The 14,175-nt window shown below is 39.8% G+C and carries 14 protein-coding genes; 9 read left to right on the top strand and 5 right to left on the bottom strand.

Annotation, left to right across the window (positions count from 1 at the left end):
• The first annotated feature begins 126 nt into the window (after positions 1–126).
• The 4 genes from I5J82_RS13665 to I5J82_RS13650 all read left to right on the top strand — a co-directional run bounded on the left by I5J82_RS13665 (position 127) and on the right by I5J82_RS13650 (position 4,216).
• The gene (locus I5J82_RS13665) at positions 127–1,746 is read left to right on the top strand and encodes an ABC-F family ATP-binding cassette domain-containing protein (RefSeq protein ID WP_144698019.1); all 1,620 of its coding nucleotides are present in this window, start codon (positions 127–129) and stop codon (positions 1,744–1,746) included.
• Between the two features lie 88 nt (positions 1,747–1,834).
• Positions 1,835–2,158 (top strand): MGMT family protein, encoded by a 324-nt coding sequence (locus I5J82_RS13660; protein ID WP_198768289.1) that lies wholly within the window; start codon positions 1,835–1,837, stop codon positions 2,156–2,158.
• A 155-nt stretch (positions 2,159–2,313) separates the two neighbouring features.
• Positions 2,314–2,688 (top strand): GNAT family N-acetyltransferase, encoded by a 375-nt coding sequence (locus tag I5J82_RS13655; RefSeq protein WP_233096485.1) that lies wholly within the window; start codon positions 2,314–2,316, stop codon positions 2,686–2,688.
• Positions 2,689–2,839: 151 nt separating this feature from the next.
• The gene (locus I5J82_RS13650) at positions 2,840–4,216 is read left to right on the top strand and encodes a DUF2254 domain-containing protein (RefSeq protein WP_233096484.1); all 1,377 of its coding nucleotides are present in this window, start codon (positions 2,840–2,842) and stop codon (positions 4,214–4,216) included.
• A gap of 21 nt (positions 4,217–4,237) precedes the next feature.
• Here I5J82_RS13650 and I5J82_RS13645 read toward each other — a convergent pair whose 3' ends face one another.
• Both I5J82_RS13645 and I5J82_RS13640 read right to left on the bottom strand, forming a co-directional pair.
• The gene (locus I5J82_RS13645; protein WP_198768288.1) at positions 4,238–5,050 is read right to left on the bottom strand and encodes a serine/threonine protein kinase; all 813 of its coding nucleotides are present in this window, start codon (positions 5,048–5,050) and stop codon (positions 4,238–4,240) included.
• A 22-nt stretch (positions 5,051–5,072) separates the two neighbouring features.
• A complete protein-coding gene (locus I5J82_RS13640) occupies positions 5,073–5,258 on the bottom strand; it encodes a hypothetical protein (protein ID WP_137791648.1) in 186 nt (61 codons plus the stop codon).
• Positions 5,259–5,500: 242 nt separating this feature from the next.
• On the opposite strand from I5J82_RS13640, the gene I5J82_RS13635 reads away from it, so the two are divergent.
• On the top strand, positions 5,501–5,731 hold the full coding sequence (locus I5J82_RS13635) for a DUF2198 family protein (RefSeq protein WP_198768287.1): 231 nt from the start codon (positions 5,501–5,503) through the stop codon (positions 5,729–5,731).
• A gap of 15 nt (positions 5,732–5,746) precedes the next feature.
• Here I5J82_RS13635 and I5J82_RS13630 read toward each other — a convergent pair whose 3' ends face one another.
• The gene (locus I5J82_RS13630; protein ID WP_198768286.1) at positions 5,747–6,619 is read right to left on the bottom strand and encodes a sulfite exporter TauE/SafE family protein; all 873 of its coding nucleotides are present in this window, start codon (positions 6,617–6,619) and stop codon (positions 5,747–5,749) included.
• A 241-nt stretch (positions 6,620–6,860) separates the two neighbouring features.
• On the opposite strand from I5J82_RS13630, the gene uvrB reads away from it, so the two are divergent.
• Both uvrB and uvrA read left to right on the top strand, forming a co-directional pair.
• The gene (uvrB, locus tag I5J82_RS13625; protein ID WP_198768285.1) at positions 6,861–8,852 is read left to right on the top strand and encodes an excinuclease ABC subunit UvrB; all 1,992 of its coding nucleotides are present in this window, start codon (positions 6,861–6,863) and stop codon (positions 8,850–8,852) included.
• Between the two features lie 6 nt (positions 8,853–8,858).
• Positions 8,859–11,729: an excinuclease ABC subunit UvrA gene (gene uvrA / locus I5J82_RS13620; RefSeq protein ID WP_198768284.1), complete on the top strand. Its 2,871-nt coding sequence runs from the start codon at positions 8,859–8,861 to the stop codon at positions 11,727–11,729.
• A gap of 281 nt (positions 11,730–12,010) precedes the next feature.
• Here the strand turns inward: uvrA and I5J82_RS13615 are convergent, their stop codons facing one another.
• Together I5J82_RS13615 and I5J82_RS13610 are read right to left on the bottom strand one after the other, a co-directional pair.
• Positions 12,011–12,214, bottom strand: coding sequence for a hypothetical protein (locus tag I5J82_RS13615; protein WP_198768283.1), 204 nt, complete (start codon positions 12,212–12,214; stop codon positions 12,011–12,013).
• Positions 12,215–12,317: 103 nt separating this feature from the next.
• Positions 12,318–12,518 carry a hypothetical protein gene (locus tag I5J82_RS13610; RefSeq protein ID WP_198768282.1) on the bottom strand — a complete coding sequence of 67 codons (201 nt, stop codon included), beginning with the start codon at positions 12,516–12,518 and terminating at the stop codon, positions 12,318–12,320.
• Positions 12,519–12,687: 169 nt separating this feature from the next.
• Between I5J82_RS13610 and I5J82_RS13605 the strand changes: the two genes are divergently transcribed.
• Positions 12,688–12,990, top strand: coding sequence for a DUF4870 domain-containing protein (locus I5J82_RS13605; RefSeq protein WP_198768281.1), 303 nt, complete (start codon positions 12,688–12,690; stop codon positions 12,988–12,990).
• A 91-nt stretch (positions 12,991–13,081) separates the two neighbouring features.
• Positions 13,082–14,161: a DUF4097 family beta strand repeat-containing protein gene (locus I5J82_RS13600; protein WP_198768280.1), complete on the top strand. Its 1,080-nt coding sequence runs from the start codon at positions 13,082–13,084 to the stop codon at positions 14,159–14,161.
• Positions 14,162–14,175: the final 14 nt, after the last annotated feature.

Raw genomic sequence — 14,175 nt, 5'->3', positions numbered from 1 at the left:
GTTATATATCTTGTATTTATGATACAATCAGTAAGTATGCATTTTTATAGGATACGGATTGAATATATGTATGTAAGCTGATAGTGGGTTGAATGTCAGTTATATATAAAAAGGAGAGATATCCAGATGATTACAGTAACTAACGTTGGTCTTCGCTATGGCGACCGCAAGCTGTTTGAAGACGTTAATATAAAGTTTACACCAGGAAACTGCTACGGTTTAATTGGTGCGAACGGTGCGGGTAAATCTACATTCTTAAAAATTCTTTCAGGTGAGATCGAAGCACAAACAGGTGACGTTCACATGACGCCAGGCGAGCGTCTAGCCGTATTGAAGCAGAACCACTTTGAGTATGAAGATCAAGAGGTTATGCAAACAGTTATTATGGGTCACGCACGTCTTTATGAAGTGATGCAAGAGAAAGACGCAATCTATATGAAAGCTGACTTCTCAGACGAAGACGGAATCCGTGCAGCTGAACTAGAAGGAGAGTTTGCAGAACTTAACGGTTGGGAAGCAGAATCTGAAGCAGCGATCCTTCTGAAAGGTCTTGGAATTAAAGAAGATCTTCACACGAAGAAACTAGCTGAACTAACAGGATCTGAAAAAGTAAAAGTATTGCTTGCTCAAGCTCTTTTCGGTAAGCCAGACGTTCTTCTTTTGGATGAGCCGACGAACAACTTAGATCTTCAAGCGATCCAGTGGCTAGAAGATTTCTTGATCAATTTTGAGAACACCGTCATCGTTGTATCCCATGACCGTCACTTCTTAAACAAAGTATGTACGCACATGGCTGACCTTGATTTTGGTAAGATTCAGATCTATGTAGGGAACTACGATTTCTGGTATGAGTCTTCTCAATTAGCGCTTCGTATGGCACAAGATCAAAACAAGAAAAAAGAAGAAAAGATTAAAGAACTTCAAGCTTTCGTTGCGCGATTTAGTGCGAATGCATCTAAATCAAAACAAGCTACTTCACGTAAGAAGTTATTAGATAAAATCTCTCTAGATGATATCCGACCTTCTTCTCGTAAATATCCGTATGTGAATTTTGGCATCAACCGTGAGATCGGTAATGACCTTCTTCGTGTTGACGGTCTAACAAAAACGATCGATGGCGTAAAAGTACTTGATAACGTGAGCTTTATCATGAACAAAGACGACAAGATTGCTTTTGTAGGTAAAGAAGAGATCGCCATCACAACTTTATTCAAAATCTTAATGGGTGAGATGGAAGCGGATAGTGGAACATACAAATGGGGTGTAACAACGTCTCAAGCGTACTTCCCACGCGATAACTCGAAGTACTTTGACGGAAGTGAGCAGACTCTTGTTGATTGGCTTCGTCAATATTCTCCTGAAGATCAAACAGAGAGCTTCCTTCGCGGATTCTTAGGACGTATGCTCTTCTCAGGTGAAGAAGTAATGAAGAAGCCGTCTGTATTATCTGGAGGAGAGAAAGTTCGTTGTATGCTTTCTAAGATGATGCTCAGCGGATCAAACGTATTGATCATGGATGACCCTACGAATCACTTGGATCTAGAGTCCATTACAGCGTTGAACAACGGATTGATCAGCTACAAAGGTTCATTGATGTTCACATCACATGACCATCAGTTCGTTGAAACGATTGCGAACCGTATCATCGAGATCACGCCTAAAGGAATTCTTGATAAGCAAATGTCTTATGATGAGTACTTGGCAAATGACGAGTTGAAGAAGCAACGTCAATTAATGTATCAATAAAACAACAAAGGAGTGTTAAGTCTGATCGTAGATTTAACACTCTTTTTTTGTTAGGCTCTTTTTTATTCTGTTAAAGTGAGGCGAAATCATGGAACCATTTACTGAGAATGTCATTAAAGTCATTAAAAGCATACCGAGCGGCCACGTCATGTCTTACGGACAGATTGCCCGTGTGGCTGGCAATCCCAGGAGTGCTCGACAAGTCGTACGTATCCTTCACTCTATGAGTAAAAAACATGATCTGCCTTGGCATCGGGTTATAAATGCAAAAGGTGAGATCGGCTTTCAAGATGAAGAATTGTTTTTTACACAAAAGTCACGATTGGAAAGGGAAGGCGTCCAATTTAAAGGGAAAAATAGAGTGGACATCGAAGCTTACAGATATTCGCCAGTTTGCGAGGATAGTATGTAATCACCAATTACAGGGAGAAATGCTAGATGTTGATGAAACAGATTCCAGTGATAAAGGTAGCAGAGTTAAGGGATAAAGAAACAATCCAGAATCTTATGCAGTTTTATTTTTATGATTTCTCAGAGTTTATTGACCTTTAAGTGAGCGATAATGGAATGTTTGGTCAGTATGCTTATTTAGATAACTATTGGCAAGAAAGTCGGCGTTTTCCTTATCTGATCGAAAGAGAAGGCAAACTAGCAGGGTTTGTATTAGTAAGTGAAATACATGAGGCAAACGATCAATATTGGTCGATCTCTGAATTTTTTATCATGAAAAAGTTCAGGCTTGGAGGTTTAGGGAAACTTGCTGCTCATCAAATCTTCGAAAAACATATAGGGAATTGGCAAGTATCTCAAATAAAACCGAACAAACCTGCACAGACGTTTTGGATAAAAGTGATAGGTGAATACAGTGGGGAGCATTACAAAGAGCGGAACGAAGATGAACGAGTCATCCAATCGTTTTGCAATAAAATAATGAAGAAATGACGTGCGATTCTATTATTAGGAATCGCTTTTTTTTATTGCGATAAAACGATAGAAAGTTTGACTTTTTTTTAATAGGGCAAAATAGGATAGGAGCCACTTGTATTTTGTGTTCCAAAATAACTGTTGTTTTTACTTCTAAGGGGATGTACACATGTTTAGATTGAACCTGTTAGACAATTATTTAAAGAAATACACAAGAATGTCCGAGAGGGAATTATCACATACTGTGCAATCGAATATGTGGTTTACTCCCGTGCTTTACGTTATTTTTTCTATACTATTAGTAGTTGTTACTTTAACAACTGACTTAAAATATGATTTAGGAAATCAAATGCGTCTTTTTTTTGCAGTTGATTATGAACTTACACGAAATTTAGTAGGAACTCTTACCGCTGCCACTCTAACTCTTACCACCTTTACCTTTAACTTGATTCTTGTTGTGTTTACAACCTTTTCTGGACAGTTTTCTCCTCGTATGCTGAAGAACTTTATAGCTAGTAAATCAACTCAGCGTGTTCTAGGGATATTTACATCAAGTTTCATCTATATGTTGTTGAGTTTTTTATTTTTGAATAAAAGAATGGCTGAATACTATTTCGCTGTTCCTTTTGTGGCAGCGATCATTGCAGCTTTTGCGATGGGAACGTTTATCTTTTTTATCAATCATGCTGTGGCGTGGCTTCAAGTGAACCAGATGACTTATGATATGAAGAATGAAGCGTTATCGATTGTGAAGAACACGCTGGAGGATGAAGTTGATCCTTATAAAGTGAACGACTTAACGACGGTGAACAGTGATATTTGTGATAAGAGCGGTTATACGATTACGGCTAAAAAGTCCGGATTTATTCAACTCGTTGATTTCATCTCGATCATGAAAGAAGCTAAGCGTGATGATATTGTCATACGATTAGAGTACACGATTGGTAGCTATGTTTACGCCACAACACCATTCCTATCTTATTGGAAAAAAGGAGACAATCAAATAGATGAACAAAAATATCTGTCACTCATCAAGATTGGGAGAAGGCAAACTGAAGTACAAGATATTGAATTTAGTATCAATAAACTAGTAGAAGTTGCAATCCGTTCACTTGGAAATAACGATCCGAAAACGGCAACGAACTCGATCTATCAACTTGGAGAGGTTCTCACATCTATTTCACGATGCTCCGTATTTTCAAAGTATTTAGTAGACAATGAAAACAATCTGCGGGTTGTTTTACAAGAAAGAGATTTTAGCCACTACTTATATAATGGATTTGGGTACATCCGACACTATGCCAAAGACAACGTGTTAGTTTGTACAGAAATACTGAAAGTCTTAGATTTGATGGCAAAATCTTTAAATAAGCGTGATTATAATGCAGTTTGGGAATTTGGCGTACTAACTGCAAGTGGGTTAGAGAATCATTTCTTATTTGCTTTAGACTATCAGCAATTTCACCGAGCTTTGCAAAATCTTTCCGTAACAACAAAACATGAAAAAGAATATGAAGAGTTCTTGCTGAAAAGTAAACATCCTTAAACCATGAAAAGCCCGGTATAATTACCGAGCTTTTTTTATAGAGCGTAATGCTTTTTGAACGTCAGTAGTGGAATGAAAGGGCTCGTCAAGTTGGAGCATTTTCCGAAGAACGTATTTGAAGGAACGTGAGATGTCTAATTCTTCTTCCCAGCTTAACTCTTTTTTTAATTGAGGCTTGTAAGAAGAGTAAAGAAGAAAGAGTGCAAAATGACCGAGAGCAAACAGATCGCTTTCCACTTTGACAGCACGCATCCGAAGTTTCTCAGGATGATCATGGGGATCTTCAATCTCTCGGTTTTTGTCTGATAAATAACAAGCAAGTCCAAAGTCAATCACGATTAGTTCTTTATCACGTTGTATGATATTTGGAATGCGAAGATCTCGATGTATGATCCCTTTCTCATGAAAGCGTCCAGTAATGTTTAAAAGCTCTAGCAAAATTGCGATTGTTTCTTTTTCGTTATAGGTTTGATTGTCACGAAAAATCAGATCTTCAAATGTTTCTCCCTTGATCCACTCCATAGCGATAAAGTGGCCTTGTTCATCTTGAAAGGTGTTCAAAAGCTTCGGAACAGGGTGTTTTTGAAGCGCCCCTAAAATCTGAGACTCTCTTTGAAAAGAGAGAAGACCTGATGTGGTCTTTGCTTTTGTGTTCCGAAGCTGCTTTAGTACGATCATCTCATCTGTATGCCTATCAAATGCTAAATACGTAATACCGTAACTACCCATTCCTAGAACTTCTTGAATTTGATATCGCTCATGAATGTGGTGGCCAGCATTAAAAGGTCTGTCCCATAACGCTCTTTGCAGACCTTTCCAAAGTTCAGTTATCATATTGTTAATATCTTAAAATAGATCACGAGCTAAAGAAGCTGCTTCTTTTTTTCTTTTTGTAATGCTTATGTCCATATCCACCATAATGCTTTTTGCCAAAATCACTGCTGCTGTATTTCTTGTAGCTTTTCTTATATTTGTAGCCTGAGCTGCTGTACCTTTTATGGCTGCTGTGTCCTAATAGTGATTTTAATAGTTTCTTTAACATGCAAAATCATCTCCTTTGAAGATACTTGTTAATCATATTCGTCCTTTTTAAGCATTATCCTACTGTACGTACTTTTAAACAGAAAGTTTCAAAGAGAAGGGGTCTGACCCTAAACAATTTATTTCCCGCAACAATTTCCTTGTTTTTGTCTAGGGAGTTTTGTTAAATTTAGAGAGGTATATTAGAACGTTTACAAAAGTGATGTTTTTTTGAGGTGTTCAAGGAGAGGGGTTCTTCGTTTCATGTTGGAGTATAGTGTCGCAGCTTTATTGCCTTTATGTTTACAGCTGCTTTTTAATAGAGTGTTGTTTACTAAATACTTACCTCTAGGGATTACTGTTGTTATTATGATTTTTGGTTTTGATGGGTTGAATCAACCTTTGCCTCTCCAAATCGTGGCCGTAATTTCTACGATCGTCGGCTTTTTACTGGGACTTAAAATTTATAACAAACAAAAACGAAAAGTAAGATAAAAAAAGACGTCACCTTCACGAGGTAGACGTCTTTCTTTTTGTATGAGTGATCGTTTCTTTCAAAAAAAGTACGAGCATGGATAACACATATAGCGTAATGATGCCAAGCCCAGCTTTATCGAGATGAACGAGCTTAAGGACAACTGAGCTTAAAATCGTGATGTACAGGGCACCTAGGTATTTTTGAATCTGTTCACTGGAATAGATGGTTGTAAGTTTGGCTCCTAGCTGCGTGCCGACGAGCGCCCCTAATATCAGTAGGAGGCCTAGTTTATAGTCAATCTGTACACTTGATGCGTACGTTAAGAATCCAGCACTTACAATGAAAAACACACTGACCAAGCTCGTCCCAACCGCTTTTCTAGAAGGAAACTTCATCAATGAGATGAGCATTGGAACCATCACGAATCCCCCACCAACTCCTAATGTCGTAGAAATGAATCCTCCTGTGAATCCAATAAAGATGGCTTTTGGCCAAGAAAATTGGATCTCGGTTGTGATTTCAGTTTTATTCTTGCGTTTTGTTTGCTTATAAAGCAGGGAAAGAGCAAAGTAGGCAAGAAGAACAATATAAAATATAGGAATGATTGTATCGTCATAACCCATCTTTTCTGACCAAACTACAAGTGGATGAGCGACCTGTGTTGCACCAATCCCAACAACTCCTAGAACAGCAGCGGGTTTCCATAGAATGTTCTTAAATCTCAGATGTGCAGCAACTCCTGAAACACTCGTCCCGATTGAGTACATGAGACTTGTTCCAATCGCAGATAGAGGCGGGATGCCGAATAAAATAAGAACGGGTGTCAGAATAAAGCCACCACCAATTCCGAAAATGCCTGAAAAGATGCCGATGCATAAACCTAGCAGTATATAAAAAAACTCCATTTTTAAAACTCCTTTAAGGGGACACACCTTCTACAATTTTTCCGAAAACCTTGGTAATGCTAGCGGGAAATGGGGTCAGACCCCATACAATTTATTTCCCAACGAGCGCCTACCTTTAAGTATAACACTTTACTTTCTTTCCAGAAACTTCTGCGAATATTTGTTCGTAATTATTAGGTTTTTGGATGAGGGCTGTGCTATAATTTGAGTAACCAGAATTTAGGAACGGAGGTTCGGTTTTGTGAGTCAAAGTCAATTGTTCGAAATCAAATCAAACTATCAGCCACAAGGGGATCAGCCCGCAGCGATCAAGCATCTTGTGAACAATATAAACGCAGGAAAGAAGAGTATGACCCTGCTTGGTGCGACCGGAACAGGGAAGACGTTTACGGTATCCAACGTTATTCAGGAAGTAAACAAACCGACTCTTGTTATTGCTCATAACAAAACATTAGCCGGACAGCTTTACAGTGAGTTAAAAGAATTTTTCCCGAACAACGCAGTTGAATATTTTGTATCGTATTACGATTATTATCAGCCAGAAGCTTACATTGCTCACTCTGATACTTACATTGAAAAAGACGCAAGTATAAATGATGAGATCGATAAACTTCGCCACTCGGCTACTTCATCCCTTTTTGAACGAAAAGACGTTATTATTGTGGCCAGTGTATCTTGTATTTATGGTCTAGGTTCACCTGAAGAATATAAAGACATGGTGATTTCCTTACGAGAAGGCATGGAGAAAGACCGTGATCAGCTTTTACGTGATCTTGTAGATGTTCAATACAACCGAAACGATATCAACTTTACTCGTGGTACGTTCCGAGTTAGAGGAGATGTTGTGGAAATCTTTCCAGCCTCACGCGATGAACATTGTCTTCGTGTGGAGTTTTTTGGTGATGAGATCGACCGAATTACTGAAGTGGACGCACTAACAGGCGAAATTCTTGGTGAACGTAACCACGTTGCCATTTTCCCAGCTTCCCACTTCGTAACACGTGAAGAGAAAATGAAAGTAGCGATCAAGCGCATTGAAGCTGAACTTGAAGATCGCCTGAAAGAATTGAATGAAGCTGGAAAACTATTAGAAGCACAGCGTCTCGAACAGCGTACAAGATACGACCTAGAGATGATGGCGGAGATGGGCTTTTGCTCAGGGATTGAGAACTACTCTGTTCACCTGACTCTAAGACCATTAGGTTCAACACCTTATACACTTCTTGATTATTTTCCAGATGATTCACTGATTGTTATCGATGAGTCCCATGTTACTCTTCCACAGATTCGTGGAATGTTTAATGGAGACCAAGCGAGAAAAGGAGTTCTTGTAGATCACGGATTCCGATTACCTTCTGCAAAGGATAACCGCCCGCTAACGTTTGAAGAATTTGAGCGTTACACAAAGTTTCAGCATATTTACGTATCAGCAACACCAGGTCCGTATGAGCTCGAACACGCACCTGATCCGGTTGAGCAAATTATTCGTCCAACAGGGCTCCTTGATCCTACACTAGAAGTTCGTCCGATCAAAGGTCAAATCGATGACTTACTCGGTGAGATTAACGAAAGAATCGCGAAAAACGAACGAGTTCTTGTTACAACATTAACGAAAAAGATGTCTGAGGATCTTACGGATTATTTTGTAGAGCTCGGCATAAAAGTTCGTTACCTGCATTCAGAAATTAAGACTTTAGAACGGATCCAGATCATACGTGATCTTCGTCTTGGTGTTTTTGATGTACTCGTCGGAATTAACTTGTTGCGAGAAGGATTAGATATTCCTGAAGTCTCTCTCGTTGCCATTTTAGATGCAGATAAAGAAGGCTTCTTACGTTCAGAACGCTCGCTTATCCAGACGATTGGCCGTGCTGCTCGTAACTCAAACGGCCACGTTATTATGTATGGAGATAAGATTACGAAATCCATGCAGATCGCGATCGATGAGACGCAGCGCAGACGTCAGAAACAGATAGAGCACAATGAAAAGCATGGAATCACGCCTACTACGATTAAAAAAGAAGTGCGTGATGTGATTCGAGCGACACAAGCTGCCGAAGATACAGAAACGTATACAAGTTCAAAAGCTCCTAAGCAAAAGATGAGCAAGAAAGATCGCGAAGCGTTTATCGAGCGTATGGAAAAAGAGATGAAGGATGCTGCAAAGAACCTTCAGTTCGAACGTGCAGCAGAGCTTCGTGACCTCATACTTGAGTTAAAAGCGGAAGGATGATAGCAGTTGGCTACCAATCAAAACATAATTGTAAAGGGTGCTAGAGCCCATAATTTAAAGAATATAGATATTACGATCCCGCGTGATAAGCTGGTTGTTTTAACCGGCTTATCTGGTTCGGGTAAATCTTCACTTGCTTTTGATACGATCTATGCAGAAGGGCAGCGTCGTTACGTTGAATCTCTTTCTGCTTATGCTCGTCAGTTCCTAGGACAGATGGATAAGCCAGATGTGGACTCGATTGAGGGTCTGTCACCTGCTATTTCGATCGATCAGAAAACCACAAGCCGTAACCCTCGTTCAACGGTAGGTACGGTTACGGAAATCTATGACTATCTTCGACTTTTATTCGCGCGTATCGGCCGACCGGTATGTCCTGTTCATAACGTGGAGATCACTTCGCAAACGATTGAACAAATGGTAGACCGAATTTTAGAATATCCTGAGCGTACGAAGCTTCAAATTTTAGCACCTGTTGTTTCCGGTCGAAAAGGGGAACATGTTAAGGCTCTTGAAGATATTAAGAAGCAGGGGTATGTTCGTGTTCGTATAGACGGAGAGATGCGTGAGATCTCTGAGGAAATTAAGCTTGAGAAAAATAAAAAACATACGATTGAAATCGTAATCGACCGTATCGTTGTAAAAGAAGGAGTCGCTACTCGTCTAGCTGATTCTCTTGAGGCGGCACTCAACCTTGGTGGAGGAAGTGTTGTCGTTGATGTTATGGAAGAAGAGGAACTTCTATTCTCACAAAACCATGCCTGTCCACATTGTGGTTTTTCAATTGGCGAACTAGAGCCACGTCTGTTTTCCTTTAATAGTCCGTTCGGGGCGTGCTCTTCATGTGATGGTTTAGGAGTAAAACTCGAAGTGGATCCAGAGCTAGTTATTCCTGACTGGAGCCGTTCTTTACGTGATAACGCCATTGCGCCATGGGAACCGATCAGTTCGCAATATTATCCGCAGCTTTTAGAGAGCATCTGTAACCACTTTGGTATTGATATGGATGTACCGGTTGAATCTCTTCCGAAAGATCAAATGGATAAAATTCTAAATGGAAGTAAGGAGTACCTTACGTTCACTTACAAAAATGATTTTGGTCAAGTTCGTAAAAACGAGATTCAATTTGAAGGCGTACTAGGCAACATTCAGCGCAGATATCGCGAAACGAGTTCAGATTATATTCGTGAACAGATGGAAGGATACATGGCGCAAAAGCCATGTCCGACATGTAAAGGGCATCGTCTGAAAAAAGAAGCTCTTTCTGTTTTGATCAACGGAAAACATATCGGTGAAACGACTGCTCTTTCAATTACAGAAGCAAAAGAATTCTTCGATAACCTTGATCTCACGAATAAAGAGCGTGCGATCGCGAAGCTCATTCTACGCGAAATCGTGGATCGCTCAGGTTTCTTGATCAATGTGGGACTAGATTATCTAACGCTAAGCCGAGCAGCTGGTACTCTATCTGGTGGTGAAGCACAGCGAATTCGCCTTGCGACTCAAGTTGGGTCACGTTTGATGGGTGTTCTTTATATTCTAGATGAGCCATCCATCGGCCTTCATCAGAGAGACAATGATCGATTGATTCGAACACTAGAAGAAATGCGTTCTCTAGGGAATACGTTGATCGTCGTTGAGCATGATGAAGACACGATGCTTGCAGCAGACTATGTGATTGATATCGGTCCTGGAGCAGGTGCTCACGGTGGCGTGATCACATCACAAGGTACTCCACAAGAGATCATGGAAGATCCGGCATCTCTGACAGGACAATACTTGTCTGGTAAAAAGTTTATCCCTCTTCCGAAAGAAAGACGTAAGCCAGATGGAAGATATATTGAAGTTAAGGGTGCAACAGAAAATAACTTAAAAAACGTATCTGCTAAAATCCCATTAGGTCTATTTACTGGAGTTACAGGTGTTTCGGGATCCGGGAAGAGTACGCTTGTGAATGAGATCCTGCATAAAGCTCTTGCACAAAAGCTGCATCGTGCAAAGGACAAGCCAGGTGCTCATAAGACTATTAAGGGTCTAGAACATATTGATAAAGTTATAGATATCGACCAATCTCCAATCGGCCGAACACCACGATCAAATCCTGCGACATATACCGGTGTATTTGATGATATTCGTGATGTTTTTGCATCAACGAATGAAGCGAAGGTACGTGGATATAAAAAAGGACGTTTCTCTTTCAACGTTAAAGGTGGCCGTTGTGAAGCTTGCCGTGGAGACGGAATCATTAAAATAGAAATGCATTTCTTGCCTGATGTATACGTACCATGTGAAGTTTGTCATGGTAAACGTTATAACAGAGAAACATTAGAAGTGAAGTATAAAGGGAAAAACATCGCAGATATCTTAGACATGACAGTAGAAGACTCTGTTGAGTTTTTTGCCAATATCCCTAAAATCAATCGTAAGCTAAAGACCATCCTTGATGTAGGTCTTGGCTATATTAAGCTCGGCCAATCTGCTACAACTCTTTCTGGAGGAGAAGCACAGCGTGTGAAGCTCGCGTCACAGCTTCATAAGCGTTCAACGGGTAAAACGATCTACATTCTAGACGAGCCAACTACGGGTCTTCATGTAGATGATATCTCTCGCTTGCTTGTTGTTCTCCAAAGGCTTGTAGATAACGGAGACTCTGTGCTTGTGATCGAGCATAACCTCGACGTGATCAAGCAATGTGATCATTTAGTCGACCTTGGACCTGAAGGTGGGGACAAGGGAGGTATGATTGTGGGTGCTGGTACACCAGAGGAACTAGCTGAGATTGATGCTTCTCACACCGGCCGTTATCTAGCACCAATTTTAAAACGGGATAAGAAGCGAATGACTGGGAAGATCAAAGAGAAAGAAACCATTAAATAAAACTCTAAGAAGAAGTTAGTAAAAAAGGACGGTGAATGTTTCACTGTCCTTTTTCTATTTAAAATATATGGGTCGAGAGGAGAGGGGCGATACTTTTGATCCAACCGTTTTGGTATGCTTTTATTACAGCTGATGTTCGGTCTTTAACGCTTAATTCTTTTATACTAAAATTTAAATATCGTCTAATTAAAACAGGACTTTTAGCTATATATGGTTGAAGGATGACAGCAAAAAAAATACACCTTCTCGATTTAAGAGTAAGTGCATTAGAATTGTTTATTTTATTTATATTTTTCCTCTGAAGACGAAGATTTTTTTGTAGCTTTCTTGTCCTTTTCTTCACGCTTTTCTTGTTTAAGATCTTCCATCGGAATAGAGTCCACATTTTGTTCACTCTCGAATTTATCAAATAAACTTTGTTGATCTGTCTTGTATTGTTCAGGATTGTCCATTTTGCCTTGTTGCTTCTTTTTCTCTTCAGCCATAATAAATCACTCCTGTCTTATTTGTTTACCCATTCCTTTTTCATGGTTTTCTTAAACAAAATCTCCTCAAAACGACAATTTTCGTATAAAATAGATAGGTGTTTTATTTCCATATCTTAGAAAGAATTTTATAAAGTACATAGTTGATCACCATTACGATGAACGAGCCGAACAGGCCAGCGAGAATTCGGTCACTTACGGTAAGTTCCATAGCATCTTCAGTCATAACGCCGAATATAATGCTAGTGATCATCAGTATTGCTAATACTATAAAAAGAATTTTTAATGTTCGAATCTGTTTCAATGATGGTTGCTCCCTTGGGTGTTTTTGTCATTATGATACGGAATTTTAGAAGTTATGTCGAATGGCTATAGAGATAAAGGAAGATTGTTAAAAGGGGTCGAAGTAAAAAAGCACATGCCTTTTGCTTGCAGTCCCGTTATTGTTTTATTAAAGCAGGAGGTCTTGTTTGATGAAGGAAGGCTCGAAAAAAATCATTTCTGCACTATGCTATTTTAGTTTGTTTTTTGCACCGTTTCTATTTCCGATCGCTGTGTATCTTATCGCAGATGAGCCTGAAGTGATGGAGCACGCAAAGAAATCATTTTTATCCCATCTACTGCCCATTATCGCTGTTCCATTAGGTATTATTATTGTTTTTGAAACGCAATATCATCTTATCGCTATTGTTATAAGTGCGCTCATTTTCGGAACGCTGACATTAATTGTGATGATCTGGAATATTGTTAAAGGAATAAAGGTAATTGTCTCATAAACCATTTTTGTACAAGTAATACCGGAAAGTCTCAGACATCTTAGAATCAGCCGACGCCGGTGACGGAACCCCAAAAAGGAGGCGTCAATGTATGGAAGAACGCAAAATGATTTTAAACATGCTGAACGAAGGTAAGATCTCTGTTGAAGAAGCGGAGAAACTTTTGTATGCCCTTAACGATAAGAAGAAGCTGCAGCTGAGCTCTATCAGTCCTCTCAGTCTCAAAAATAAAGCCGTTAACGGTGCGACTGCTGTCAAACTTCCCACTTCCGGATATAAAGTGGCAAAGTTTTTTGATCGTGTTGTAAAGCGTATAAAAACGGTCGATTTTGATTTGAATTTTGGACCTTCTGAACCTGTTCACTATGTCTTTCAAGATAGCCATGTCATGTTTCAGGCGATGGACATCGAAGTATACAACGGTTCAGTAACGGTCGTACCTTGGGATCGAAAAGACGTGCAAGTCGAGTGCGATGCACATGTGTATAAAGTGCCAGAAGGATCTTCGGCCAAAACGAAATTTAGAAATGAAACGTTCTATGATTGTGATGCGACCAAGATGCGATTCTATTCAAGAAACAAGCATCAAAAGGTGAACGCCGTAATCTCCATTCCAAGAGAAGCGTATGATGAGATTAAGATCACAACGTTTAACGGTCCTGTAAAAATAAGTGATTCGCATGCAAAAACGCTGACAGTTAAAACGACTGTAGGAGCGATTGCGATGAACCACTGTACGGGGGAGAACGTGAAAGCTTCGGCTGCAAATGGTTCATTAACACTGAACGATTGTCAGTTTAAAGATGTAGAAGCAGAAACAATGAACGGACCTGTACGCCTTTCTGTAGATGCTTCACAGGTTCGGTCAGAAACCATAAATGGATCCATCTATTGCCGTTTTGCATCTGCAGTAGAAGGGTATGCATCTTTTAAGACGGTGACGGGAAAAATAGAAACAGAATTTCCAGAAACACTAGAGCTTGATGCCGTTCTTAAAACAATCGTTGGCGGATTTGTTTGTGATTTTGAGTCCGTTGAGGTGCGTGAAGAAAAGAAAGAAGTGACTCGTAAGTTTCTTTCGTTTATCGCGAATGGAGGTAAGAGCTGGCCATCTTTTAAATTGGAGGCGGAAGCAAAAACAGGCTCTGTTGTGGTGCTAAAAGCGAAATAGAGGTGACATACATC

It is taken from the genome of Fictibacillus halophilus, from assembly GCF_016401385.1.
In the GTDB taxonomy this organism is placed as follows: Bacteria; Bacillota; Bacilli; order Bacillales; family Fictibacillaceae; genus Fictibacillus; species Fictibacillus halophilus.
Note: the sequence above shows the minus strand (reverse complement) of the source record. Positions and strands in the feature narration are given on the sequence as shown.